The 12,216-nt window shown below is 67.2% G+C and carries 12 protein-coding genes; 10 read left to right on the plus strand and 2 right to left on the minus strand.

The features are described 5' to 3' along the window. Window positions 1–36: 36 nt before the first annotated feature. The 5 genes from ACQKIE_RS09070 (at window position 37) to ACQKIE_RS09090 (ending at window position 5,432) form a co-directional block, all read left to right on the plus strand. Window positions 37–843, plus strand: coding sequence for a TorF family putative porin (locus ACQKIE_RS09070; protein ID WP_427458113.1), 807 nt, complete (start codon window positions 37–39; stop codon window positions 841–843). Window positions 844–857: 14 nt separating this feature from the next. Next, a complete protein-coding gene (kdpC, locus tag ACQKIE_RS09075; RefSeq protein ID WP_427458115.1) occupies window positions 858–1,433 on the plus strand; it encodes a potassium-transporting ATPase subunit KdpC in 576 nt (191 codons plus the stop codon). Window positions 1,434–1,567: 134 nt separating this feature from the next. Continuing rightward, complete coding sequence (locus ACQKIE_RS09080; protein ID WP_427458117.1) at window positions 1,568–4,228, plus strand: ATP-binding protein; 2,661 nt, start codon at window positions 1,568–1,570, stop codon at window positions 4,226–4,228. Further along, window positions 4,225–4,923: a response regulator gene (locus tag ACQKIE_RS09085; RefSeq protein WP_427458119.1), complete on the plus strand. Its 699-nt coding sequence runs from the start codon at window positions 4,225–4,227 to the stop codon at window positions 4,921–4,923. The genes ACQKIE_RS09080 and ACQKIE_RS09085 overlap by 4 nt, the downstream gene beginning before the upstream one ends. A 164-nt stretch (window positions 4,924–5,087) precedes the next feature. Then, window positions 5,088–5,432 (plus strand): hypothetical protein, encoded by a 345-nt coding sequence (locus tag ACQKIE_RS09090; protein ID WP_427458121.1) that lies wholly within the window; start codon window positions 5,088–5,090, stop codon window positions 5,430–5,432. 4 nt (window positions 5,433–5,436) lie between these two features. Here the strand turns inward: ACQKIE_RS09090 and ACQKIE_RS09095 are convergent, their stop codons facing one another. Beyond that, window positions 5,437–6,228 carry an AraC family transcriptional regulator gene (locus ACQKIE_RS09095; RefSeq protein WP_427458123.1) on the minus strand — a complete coding sequence of 264 codons (792 nt, stop codon included), beginning with the start codon at window positions 6,226–6,228 and terminating at the stop codon, window positions 5,437–5,439. A 140-nt stretch (window positions 6,229–6,368) separates the two neighbouring features. On the opposite strand from ACQKIE_RS09095, the gene ACQKIE_RS09100 reads away from it, so the two are divergent. From ACQKIE_RS09100 to ACQKIE_RS09120, 5 genes are all read left to right on the plus strand, one after another. Further along, complete coding sequence (locus ACQKIE_RS09100) at window positions 6,369–6,626, plus strand: hypothetical protein (RefSeq protein ID WP_427458125.1); 258 nt, start codon at window positions 6,369–6,371, stop codon at window positions 6,624–6,626. 61 nt (window positions 6,627–6,687) lie between these two features. Next, window positions 6,688–7,146: a MarR family winged helix-turn-helix transcriptional regulator gene (locus ACQKIE_RS09105; RefSeq protein WP_427458127.1), complete on the plus strand. Its 459-nt coding sequence runs from the start codon at window positions 6,688–6,690 to the stop codon at window positions 7,144–7,146. Between the two features lie 24 nt (window positions 7,147–7,170). Beyond that, window positions 7,171–8,631, plus strand: a complete 1,461-nt coding sequence (locus ACQKIE_RS09110; RefSeq protein ID WP_427458129.1) for an efflux transporter outer membrane subunit — start codon at window positions 7,171–7,173, stop codon at window positions 8,629–8,631. A 24-nt stretch (window positions 8,632–8,655) separates the two neighbouring features. Continuing rightward, window positions 8,656–9,867: an efflux RND transporter periplasmic adaptor subunit gene (locus ACQKIE_RS09115; protein ID WP_427458131.1), complete on the plus strand. Its 1,212-nt coding sequence runs from the start codon at window positions 8,656–8,658 to the stop codon at window positions 9,865–9,867. Between the two features lie 82 nt (window positions 9,868–9,949). Continuing rightward, on the plus strand, window positions 9,950–11,476 hold the full coding sequence (locus ACQKIE_RS09120; protein ID WP_427458133.1) for a DHA2 family efflux MFS transporter permease subunit: 1,527 nt from the start codon (window positions 9,950–9,952) through the stop codon (window positions 11,474–11,476). Window positions 11,477–11,550: 74 nt separating this feature from the next. Here ACQKIE_RS09120 and ACQKIE_RS09125 read toward each other — a convergent pair whose 3' ends face one another. Beyond that, the gene (locus ACQKIE_RS09125; RefSeq protein WP_427458135.1) at window positions 11,551–12,084 is read right to left on the minus strand and encodes an acyloxyacyl hydrolase; all 534 of its coding nucleotides are present in this window, start codon (window positions 12,082–12,084) and stop codon (window positions 11,551–11,553) included. Window positions 12,085–12,216 lie beyond the last annotated feature (132 nt).

The following is a 12,216-nucleotide window of genomic DNA, read 5'->3' on the forward strand; positions in this document are numbered from 1 at the left end:
CCACTCGTCCCCAAAGTCACTTTCCCCGAGTTCCTTATGACATGCCGTTCCTTGGCCGCTCCGGCGGCCCTTTTCCTCCTCTTCCTCGCTCCCGCCGCTCCGGCGGCCGACGCGCCGGCAGTGACGGGCAACGTTGCCGCCGTGTCCGATTACATGTTCCGCGGCCTCACCCAGACCTGGGGCAAACCCGCCATCCAGGGCGGCGTCGACTATGCGCAGCCCAGCGGATTCGCCGCCGGCGCCTGGGCTTCGAGCGTCAGCGACCGCAGCTACCCCGGTGGCTCCATGGAACTCGATCTCTACGCGAGCTTCGGGCGTCCGATCGATGCGGACTGGTCATGGCGCGCGGGCGTGTATGCCTATGTCTACCCGGGTGCGAACCTCAGCGAGGCCGGTCTGCCTTCGCGCTCGCTGAACACGGTCGAGGCCAACGCGGCGCTCACGTGGCGGCAGTTCACCCTGAAGTACAACCGCTCGCTCACCGACTATTTCGGCGCCGATACCGAGCAGGGCTATGACGGCGATACGCACGGCACCAGCTACTTGCAGCTCGATGCCGTCTTCCCCCTCGCGGATGCATGGAGCCTTTCGCTGCACGCCGGTCACACGCGCTACAGCGCGCAGCTGGCGACGGCGCTGGCAACCGGCGCGCGGGATGCCAGTTATACGGACACCGGCGTCACGCTCAAATATCAGTTGGCGACGCACTGGTCGGTCAGCGGCGGCGTGACCCACGCGGACGACGGCGCGTTCTACCGTCGCGTCGCCAGTTTCACGGACGCTTCCGACACGCGCGATGTGGGCGGAACGCGGGGCTTCGTCATGTTCCAGGGCACGTTCTGACAGGAGATGTCGTCATGGGTAAGCTGATTCGCCAGGCACTGTTCCTTTTCATCGGCATGACGGTGCTCACCGGCGTGCTCTATCCACTAGCGGCGACGGGGCTGGCGCAGTTCGTTTTCCCGAAGCAGGCCAATGGCAGCATCGTCGAGCGCGACGGGAAGGCGATCGGCTCGTCGCTTATCGGCCAGTCGTTCACTGAACCGCGCTATTTCTGGGGCCGACCTTCGGCAACCGCGCCCAACGCCAACAACGCGGCCTCTTCCAGCGGTTCCAATCAGGGTCCCACCAATCCGGCCCTTGCTGACGCCGCGAAGGGACGCCTCGCCACGCTGCGTTCGGCCGATCCGGGCAACGATGCGCCGGTGCCGGTGGAGCTGGTCACCGCGTCCGCCAGCGGCCTGGATCCGGATATCAGTCCGGCGGCGGCACGCTACCAGGTGGCTCGCGTCGCGCGCGCGCGCGGCATGGATCCCGCTGTCGTCGAGGCCTTGGTCGACGCGCACATGCAAGGCCGGCAGCTCGGCATCCTCGGCGAGCCGCGGGTGAACGTGCTGGCGCTCAACCTCGCGCTGGATGATGTGCACCGATAAAAAACCAGCCTACCGCCTTGCCTTGGGGAGCCGACCCATGGCCCTCCCGGCAACGGACGGTCTGTTCCCACAAACGGCGCCGTCGTGCCTCGGGTAATCTGCTCGTCGAGCGGCTCCTCCTCCTGGTCAACTTCATGAATGACGAACGCCATGCCCGTGCCGATGCGCTGCTCGACGCGGTGAAGAGTGAGGACGGCCAACGACTCAAGATTTTCCTCGGGGCCGCGCCGGGCGTGGGCAAGACCTTCGCGATGCTCTCGGCTGCCCGCGAGCTGCGCAAGCAGGGCGTGGACGTGGTCGTCGGACTGGTCGAGACACACGGGCGTACCGAGACATCTGCCCTGCTCGAGGGCGTGGACGTGTTGCCGACACGGGCGGTGCATTACGCCGGTCGTGTTTTCCAGGAATTCGATCTCGAGGGCGCGCTGGCACGCAAGCCGGCGGTGATCCTCGTCGACGAGCTGGCGCACACCAACCTGCCGGGCGGACGTCATGCGCGTCGCTGGCAAGATATCGCCGAACTCCTCGATGCGGGCATCGAGGTCTACACCGCGCTCAACGTGCAACACCTGGAAAGCCTTAACGACCAGGTGCGCCGTATCACCGGCGTGGCGGTGCGCGAAACCGTGCCGGACGCCTTCCTCGACCGCGCGCGTGACATCGTGCTGGTCGACCTGCCACCGCGTGAGCTCATCGCGCGCCTGCGCCAGGGAAAGGTCTACGTGCCGGAGACGGCGGCCGTGGCGCTCGAGGCATTCTTCTCGCCGGGCAACCTCGCCGCATTGCGCGAGCTGGCCGTGGAGACGGTGGCGACGCACGTGGACAGCGATCTGCGCGTGCATATGCGGGCGCGGGGCGGCGCCATGCCGGTTCGGCGGCGGATCATGGCAGCGATCGACGGGGCGGCGCAAAGTGAATACCTGGTGCGCATGGCGCGTCGCATCGCGGAACGACGTGGCGCGCCCTGGAGCGTCGTCTTCGTCGACCGCGGCCGTGCCGACGGCACCCGCCGCGAACGCGTGGACGCCGCGATGCGCCTCGCGCGCCGGCTGGGTGGCGAGGAAGTAGTGTTGCGCGGACACGCGGTCGCCGACGAATTGCTTGCCTGGGCCGACCGCGAGGGCGTGGGCCAGATCATCGTCGGTCGCACGCGCGAGCGCCCGATCGCCCGCCGGCTCGGTTACTCCCTCACCCAGCAGTTGCTCCGCCGCGGTGCACACCTGGAACTGACGATCGTCGCTACGCCGGCGGAACGAGCCAGTGCCCGCCGCCGGCTTCGAGCGGGTAACGCCGAGGGCTCGCGGCGCGAATACGGCATCGCCACGGCGACGACGGCGGTGGCGATGGCGTTGTCCTTCGTGGCCGACCGGTTCCTCTCGGTCGCCAACCTGTCTCTGGTCTTCCTCACCGCGGTGCTCTTCGTCGCGGTTCGCACGCGCATGGCGGTGGCGGTATACACGGCGATCCTTTGCTTCCTCGGTTACAACTTCTTCTTCGCCCCGCCGCGCTACACGCTGGCGATAGCGAATGCCGACGACGTGCTGGCCGTGGTGTTGTTCCTGGTGGCCGCCCTGGTATGCAGCCGCCTCGCGACCCGGCTCGCCGGCCAGGTCACCTCGCTGCGGGCGGCGCAGGTGCGCGGGCGTGCGCTGGTGGCGCTGGGGCAGCAGCTCGCCGCGGCGGCCGACGCAGCCGCCATTCGCGAGGTGGGCGCGCGCGTATTGGCACGCACGCTCGACATCCATGTGGCGATCCTGGCGCGCGACGCGGCCGGCGTTCTCGCGCCGCTCGCCTCGGCACCGGAAGCGCTGCCCCTGTCGGCGCAGGATTTCGCGGCGGCCGACTGGAGCGAGATGCATGCGGAACCCGCGGGGCGGTTCACCGATACGTTGCGCGCCGCCTCGAGCTGGATGTTGCCGCTCGGTGGCGACACGCAGCGTGCCGGCGTCGTCGCCCTGCGCTTTCCGCCTTCGTCGAACGAACCCGATCCCGAGCACCGCGGGCTGGTGCTCGCGATGGTCCAGGACATCGGCCAGGCGCTGGAGCGTGCGCGGCTGGCCTCCGAACTCGAAAGTGCGCGGGTCCAGGGTGAAACGGAGCGCCTGCGCAATGCGCTGCTCTCCTCGGTGTCGCACGACCTGCGCTCGCCGCTTGCGTCGATGATCGGCTCGGCCGGCACCTTGCTCGACTACGAGGAGCGGTTGCCGGCAAGCGAGCGCAAGGAGCTGCTGGAGGCCATCCTCGGCGAGGGCCAGCGCCTGGACCGGTATATCCAGAACCTGCTCGACATGACGCGGCTGGGCCACGGCACGCTCAAGCTGAGCCGCGACTGGGTGGACGCCGGCGAGATCGTCGCGGCGGCGGTGGGGCGCATGCGCAAACTGTTTCCCGACACTCGGGTGGACGTGCAACTACCGCATGACACGGTGTTGCTCCATGCGCATCCGGCCCTGATCGAGCAGGCGGTGTTCAACATCCTGGAGAATGCCGCCCGCTTCTCGCCACCTTCCGAGCCCGTGCGGGTGGTCGTGCGCAGCGAGGCGGGTCGCCTGCTCGTCGACGTGGTCGATCGGGGACCGGGGATTCCCGAGGACGAGCGCGAGAAGATCTTCGACATGTTCCATTCGGTGGCACGCGGCGACCGCGGCAAGCAGGGCACTGGCCTCGGTCTCGCCATCTGCCGCGGCATGATCGGCGCGCACGGGGGCAGCGTCGAGGCCTTGCCCAATGTCGGCGGGGGCACCACCATCCGGATCTCGCTGCCATTGCCGGCTCCGCCCGACGAGATCCCATGAATGCCACCGCGCCGCGCGTGCTGGTCATCGACGACGAGGTCCAGATTCGCCGCTTCCTCGACATCGGCCTGCGCGCCGAGGGCTACCAGGTGATCCTCGCCGCCACGGGCGAGGAAGGCCTGGGCCTGGCGGCCACCCGTTCCCCGGACCTCGTCATCCTGGACATCGGATTGCCGGACATGGAAGGCCACGAGGTGCTGCGCGAATTGCGTGCATGGAGCGAGGTGCCCGTGCTGATGCTGTCGGTGCGTGACGCGGAGAGCGAAAAGGTGAAGGCGCTCGATCGCGGCGCCAACGATTACGTCACCAAGCCGTTCGGCATCCAGGAACTGATGGCCCGCCTGCGCGTGCTGTTGCGCGCCAGCGCCAAGGGTGGCGAGGCGGGAGCGGCACTGCGCTATGACGATGGCACGCTGACGATCGACCTCGCCCGTCGTGAAGTCTTCCTCGACGGCCACGCCGTCGCGCTGACGCGAAAAGAGTTCGCCGTCCTTTCGTTGCTGGTCCGACATACGGGACGGGTCGTCGGGCAGCAACAGATCCTCCGCGACGTCTGGGGCGCGACGCATACGCAGGACACCCACTACCTGCGTATCGTGATGGGCAAGCTGAGGCAAAAGCTCGGGGATGACCCGTCTTCTCCGCGTTGGCTCAAAACGGAGCCGGGCGTCGGGTATCGCTTCCCCGCGAACTGACGCCGACGCAAACGTTTTCGTCTCTCACGCGGTCGTCATGACGCCACGCAAACGCGTGATGCCTGTCACAGACCGGCCCATGCGGCGCATTTCTAAGACAAGTCCGATTTCCTTCCTCGATCGGCTGACGCAGCCTCGCCCGCTCACTGAAAAAGGAGCGCCGCGTGTACCGATTGCCGTCCATCGCCATCATCCTCGTATCCATCGCCGTCGGCGCGGCCGAGGCACCTGTCCTGACCGGAACGATGGCCTGCGCGGAAGAGCGCTTCGTCGCCGGCGATCGCATCCTGCCTTCGCACGGCGAGGCGATGCTCCAATGCCGGCAGGAGGAACGAACCCTGACCGAAGTGGCCAGCGGCGGATTCGAGAAGGAACGCTCGTGCTACGACGTCGATTCACCGGCCCCGCATGGCGATTGGCACTACGGCCGCATCGCCATGGACGTCGTCGAACGCCATAGCGGCGATGCCTACACGTTCGAGACGCTATGGATGTGCAAGCCGTTGTAAGACCTCAGGCGCCGACGGCTTGCCTTGCCAGGTAGCGTCCCGGCGAATCGCCGAAGGCCTTTCGGAACATGGCCACGAAGGCACTCGGCGAAGCGTAGCCCAGCGCATCGGCGACGACCGACACCGGTTCGCCTTCGGCTAGCCGTTCCAGCGCGCAGGTGAGGCGCGCCTGCTGTCGCCATTGCGCCACGCTGCACTGCGTCTCCTGGCGGAACAAGCGCGTGAGCGTGCGCACCGACATGCCCGCCCAGCTCGCCCAGTCCTCGATGCCGCGCGTGTCGTCGGGGCGCTCGAACATCGCCATGGCGATGCGGCGCAGGCGGCGGTCCACCGGCATGGGCAGGTGCAGTTGCTCGACCGGCGCGCGGCGTATCTCGTCGAGCAGCACGGCCAGCAGTCGATCCTTTTCCGGCGCGCTGTCGGCGTCGGCAGGCCAGCTGGCGGCACGTTTGATGATGGCCCGGAACAGGTCGTTCACACCCACGACGCAGGGCCGGTCGGGCAGGCCCGCGGCGGCGCAGGGCGCGATGAACACGCCCCAGGCGTGGCTCGGCCCGGCAATGCTCACCGTGTGCAGTTCGCCCGGCGGCATCCATCCCGCGCGATGGGGGGGCAGCAACCAGGAACCGTGCTGCGTGCGGCTGATGACCAGCCCCTGCTCCACGTAGAAGAACTGCCCCCGGATATGGCTGTGCCAGTCGGTCTCCGCCAGCGGGATCTCGCCCCTTGCCTCGTACGCGATGAGCGGCGGGCCGTCGGCGCTTTCCAGCAAGGCATGCAGGGTTTCATCCAGCATTTTGGCCATTCCTCGACATAACTTGGCCCGATGACGATATCAGGCCGTTAGCTTCCGTGCTTAACATTTGCACTCCCAAACAAATGTTCCCCGTGGCGTTCCCGATGCCGCGAACGGAACCTCGACGCCGGAGATTCCCCATGATCCGTCTCGTCACGAATGACTACAACGACCTCGACGGCGGCCAGGAGGCGGGCCACGCCCTGGTCACCTTCGTCGCCTGCGCCCATGCCATGCTCGACCCGGGAACCCCGGAAGAGCAGGTCAGGACCCTTGAACCGCGCTTGCTGGCGCAATTGCCGACGCTCCGCGCGCTCGGCGTGTTCGACCTGTTTACTGTCCGTGACCCGGCGCTCGCAGCCCTCCTCGCCGACGAGGACGAACCGGCTGTGAGTTAAAACTATCTGCCCTGCGCATATTTGCCTTGACAACTATACTATAGGCAATAGAATATGCGTCATGAACCCGAACGCCTGCCCCACTCCTGACGGCCGCGACAGCCTCGGTGCCCTGATCGGCATGGTCCGCAGCGAAATCGTGCGGGCCATCGAGACGGATCTCGCCGCCCAGGGCGCCGACCTCAAGTTCACGCAGTTCCACGTGCTGAAGCGCCTGGCCGTGGCGGGTCCGATGTCCGCCACGGAACTGGCACGCGCCGTCGACCTGGACGGTGGTGCCATGACCCGTCAGCTCGACCAGCTCGAGGCCAAGGGCTACCTGCGCCGGCAGCCGCACGAACAGGACCGCCGGGCCCTCCGCATCGAGCTGACCGAAGCGGGCGAAGCGCTCTGGCGGCACCTGTACGAAAGCAACGTCGCCACGCTCGAGCGTGCGCAGCGCAGTTTGTCCGCCGAAGAACGCGAGCAGCTGCGCGATTACCTGGAGCGCGTACTTACCGCGCTCCGCGAAAAAGACTGACCACCTGTCGAGGCTAGAAAACTCATGCGTCTGCACACTCTCGTGGCGGCCGTCGGGGCCGCGTTGATCCTTTCCGGCTGCGTCACCAGCCGTGGACTGGAGCCACAGGGCCAGCTCGCGGATCCCGCCACCCTCCACGCCGAACGCAGCCTGGCCAAGGCCCAGGTGTCGCCGGCCAACTGGCCCTCGGCCGACTGGTGGACGGGGTTGGGCGACAGCCAGCTCACGGCGCTGATCGAAGAAGCCCTGAAGGACAATCCGGACCTGACCGCGGCCGACGCGCGCGTGCGCCAGGCACAGGCCCAGAGTGGCGCGGCGGATGCCGCGCGCGATCCGACGCTGGCCGTCGGCGGCGGTGTCGCCGGTGCGCACATGCCGGGCACGCTGTTCCCCGCGCCGCTGGGCAACCACTTCGGCTGGACGAAGTACGGCTACGGCAATTTCAGCTGGGACTTCGACCTCTGGGGTGGCAAGCGTGCCGCGTGGGAAGCCGCGGTGGGCTCGCAGCGCGCCAGCGAGATCGACGCGCGCGCCGCGCGCATCGAGTTGTCGACCAACGTCGCCCGCGCTTACGTGCAGCTCGGCTATGCGTTCACCCAGATGGATGTCGCCAAGGCCGAGCTGGATCGCAGCCGCGCGTCGCGTGACCTCACGCGCCAGCGCGTCGCCGCCGGCGTCGACAACCAGATGCAGGTGAAGCAGGCCGACACCGAAGTCGCCACGGCCGAGCGTGAGATGGCGGTGGCGCAACGCGCGATCGACTCCTCGCGCAGCGCGCTGAGCGTGCTCCTCGGCAAGGGCCCGGACCGTGGCCTCGACATCGGCCGTCCCGCGGTGCTGGAGCCTTCGGCCGTAGCCGTGCCGGCGAACCTGCCGGCCGACCTGCTCGGCCATCGTGCCGACCTCGTGGCCGCGCGCTGGCGTGTCGAAGCGGCATCGAAGGACATCGCCGCGGCGAAGACGGAGTTCCTCCCGAACGTCAGCCTCGGCATCCTCGCGGCCCAGGTCGCGGGTGGCAGCGAGAACCTGTTCTCGTCGCGGGCCCGTTTCTGGCAGGTGCTGCCGGCGTTCAGCCTGCCGATCTTCGACGGCGGCCGCCTGCGCGCCAACCTCGCCGGCAAGGACGCCGAGTACGACATCGCGGTCGCGCAGTACAACAAGATCCTGGTGGGCGCCCTCAACGAAGTCGCCGACGACCTCTCCGGCCTCGACTCGCTGGGTACGCAGATCCAGGCGCAGCAGCGTGCGCGCGACGCCGCGCAACAGGCCTACGACCTCTCGCAGCAGCGTTACAAGGCCGGCGTCGGCAGCTACCTCGAGTCGCTCGTCGTGCGCCAGCAGCTGCTCCTTGCCGAGCAGCGCATGGCCGCCCTGCGCGCGCAGCAGGTCGATACCTCCGTCCAACTCATCCAGGCGCTCGGCGGCGGCTTCCGCCCCGAGGCGGGGGACCAGCCGGTCGCCGCCGCCACGCCGGCTAACAACTAAGAAAACGTCCCGAGGCAGCTAACGATGTCCCAAGAAACCACCGCCCCCGCCGGCGCCGTCGTGGCGCCGCCACCGAAGAGCCGCCGCGGCTTCTTCCTCAAGCTCCTTGTCCTCGTCCTCGTCCTGGCCGGCATCGGCTGGACAGTTTGGTATTTCGTCGATGGACGCTGGTACGAGGACACCGACGACGCCTACGTCAACGGCAATGTCGTGCAGATCACGCCGCAGATCGCCGCGACGGTCCTGTCGATCACCGCTGACGATGGCGACCTCGTGCACAAGGGCGACGTGCTGGTGAAGCTCGACGACAGCGACGCCCAGATCGCCCTGCTGAGCGCACGCGCCGAACTCGCCAACACCGTCCGTCGCGTCCGCGGTCTGTACAACAACGTGACCTCGGCGCAGGCCGACGTGGCCGTGCGCCAGACCGCGGTGGACCGTGCCCGCGCCGACTACAACCGTCGCCGCGACCTGGCGAAGACCGGCGCCATCTCCGCGGAGGAACTGTCGCACGCTCTCGACACCCTCACCGCGGCGGAAAGCAACCTCGCCTCGGCGAAGCAGTCGTACAGCACCAGCAAGGTGCTGGTGGACGACACCGTCGTCGCCTCGCACCCGGACGTGCGTGCCGCCGCCGCGAAGCTGCGCTCAGCGATCCTCGACGAGGCGCGCTCGGTCATCCTCGCGCCGGTGGACGGCTACGTCGCCAAGCGCAGCGTGCAGCTGGGCCAGCGCGTGCAACCCGGTGCGGCCCTGATGGCCGTTGTACCGCTGCACGAGGTATGGATCGACGCCAACTTCAAGGAAACCCAGCTGACCCACATGCGCATCGGGCAGCCGGTGGACATCACCGCGGACGTCTACGGCGGCGATATCGTCTACAAGGGAAAGATCCGCAGCCTCGGCGTGGGCAGCGGCAGCGCGTTCTCGCTGCTGCCGGCGCAGAACGCCACGGGTAACTGGATCAAGATCGTGCAGCGCGTGCCGGTGCGTGTGGTGTTCACCGATCCGAAGCAGCTCGACCAGAAGCCGCTGCGCCTCGGTCTGTCCACCAAGGTGACCGTGTCGCTGCACGACCAGGGCGGCCCGCTGCTCGCGCAGCAGGCGCCGACCAAGCCCGAGTTCTCGACCGATGTCTACGACCGTCGCCTCGCGGGCGCCGACGAGGAAATCGCGCGCGTCATCCACGAGAACGCGTCGGCGGGTGAAGGCGAGCAGCAGAAGGCTCCGAAGTAAGAGTGCGGGGACGGGCGTCGGTGGCCAGGCCACCCGTCCGTCCCGTCCGCCACCGGTTCCTCTTTAACGACCAGGCTTATCCATGAGCACCGAATTTCGACCGCCCAATCTGGCGCTGTCCACGGTCGGCCTCTCGCTCGCGACCTTCATGCAGGTGCTGGACACCACGATCGCGAACGTCTCGCTGCCCACCATCGCGGGCAACCTGGGCGTCAGCTCCAACCAGAGCACCTGGGTCATCACCTCGTTCGCGGTGAGCAACGCGATCGCGTTGCCGCTCACCGGCTTCCTCACCCGCCGCTTCGGCGAGACGAAGCTGTTCGTGTGGGCGACCCTGTTGTTCTCACTCGCTTCGTTCCTGTGCGGTATCGCGCAGAGCATGAGCATGCTGATCCTCTTCCGCGCCCTGCAGGGCGCGGTGGCCGGACCGATGTACCCGATCACGCAGAGCCTGCTGATCTCGATCTATCCCCCTGCGAAACGAGGGATGGCGCTGGCGCTGCTGGCGATGGTCACCGTCGTGGCGCCGATCGCCGGTCCGATCCTGGGCGGCTGGATCACGGACAACTACGCGTGGCCCTGGATCTTCTTCATCAATGTGCCCATCGGCATCTTCGCCAGCTTCGTCGTGGCCAACCAGATGAAGGGCCGTCCGGAAACGACCGAGCGACCGAAGGTCGACTACGTGGGCCTCATCACGCTGATCATCGGCGTGGGTGCGCTGCAGGTGGTGCTCGACAAGGGCAACGACGAGGATTGGTTCAACTCCACCTTCATCGTCATCACCGCGATCGTCGCGGCGGTCGGGCTCATCGTGTTTCTGATCTGGGAATTGACCGACAAGGACCCGATCGTCAACCTGAAGCTGTTCCGGCATCGAAACTTCGCGATGGGCACGCTATGCCTCGTGTTGGCCTATGCGGCGTTCTTCGCCATCGGCCTGCTCGTGCCACAGTGGCTGCAGCGAAACGTGGGCTACACCTCTACTTGGGCGGGCTTCGCCGCGGCGCCGCTAGGCATCCTGCCGGTGATCCTCACGCCGTTCGTGGGCCGATATGCGCACAAGTTCGACCTGCGCCTCCTGGCCTCCGGCGCGTTCATCGTCATGGGTGCCACCTGTTTCATGCGCTCGGACTTCTTCCTCGACATCGACTTCTACAGCGTGGCGATGGTGCAGCTGATCCAGGGACTGGGCGTGGCGCTGTTCTTCATGCCGGTGCTGACGATCCTGCTGTCCGACCTGCAACCGCGGGAGATCGCGGCCGGCTCCGGCCTCGCGACCTTCCTGCGCACGCTGGGCGGCAGCTTCGCGGCCTCGATCACGACGTTCATGTGGGACCACCGCGCGATCGTGCACCACGAGCGGCTGGCGGAGAACATCACGCCATTCAATCCGACCGCACAACAGGCCCTCAACCAGATCGGCCAAGGCGATCCGCAATATGCCGCGGCCGCCGTGAACCAGATGATCACCCAGCAGGGTTACCAGATCTCCTTCAACGAGGTCTTCCACCTGCTCGGCTACGTCTTCGTGGCCTTGATCTTCGTAGTGTGGCTGGCGAAGCCGCCGTTCGCCGCGAAGGCGGGACCGGCCGCGGCAGGCCACTGACACCGGCCCGGGCGCTTCCCGCAACAAAAAAACCGGCGCTTTCCAGCGCCGGTTTTTTTTTGAGCCTGAGGCGGTCAGATATCGAAACCGATACCCACCAGTGCCATCGTCTCGCCGCGGTTCGGCTCCTTGAAGCTGCCGTTGGAGATGTGGCGGACCTGCAGGCTCACGTTCTTGTACTGCCAGCCGATGGTGCTGACGAACTCGTAGCCGCTGGACAACGCCTGGGTGCGGCCGCCCGCGACGCCTGCCACCTGGAAACTGAAGAAGAACGGCTGGTACCAGTCGCCGGCGCTGCCGTAATGGAACCGTGCACCGGCCGCGCCAAGCCAGAGGTTGTCCGTCACGCCCGGGTCGGCGTTGCGGTAACGGCCGATCTCGCGTCCCTTGATGTAGCCGATCGAAATATCCGGCGACCACGTGAACCGGCTCTGCCCCATGGACTGCGGCGTGAACACGGCTTCCGCGAAGAAGGCGTTGGTGCCATAGCTGTTCATGTAGCTGCGGCCACCCTGCAGTTCCAGGTGGGTCTCCGCGGTGGCGGGAAGGCTTGCGCCGGCGAGGGCGAGGACGGCGAGGGCGCCGAGGACGGGACGGGACGAACGCATGGGAGGCGGGGCCTTGTGATGGGACGTTTGTGAACTGGATCGTTCGGTAAATAGTGTCCAACGAATGTGAATAAAGGGCATGGCGATAATTATTTTCTGCCCGACGCGTAGAAGCTTGTCCGCTCCTGCCCT

The sequence above is a fragment of the Luteibacter sp. NPDC031894 genome (assembly GCF_050273135.1).
Classification (GTDB): Bacteria; Pseudomonadota; Gammaproteobacteria; order Xanthomonadales; family Rhodanobacteraceae; genus Luteibacter.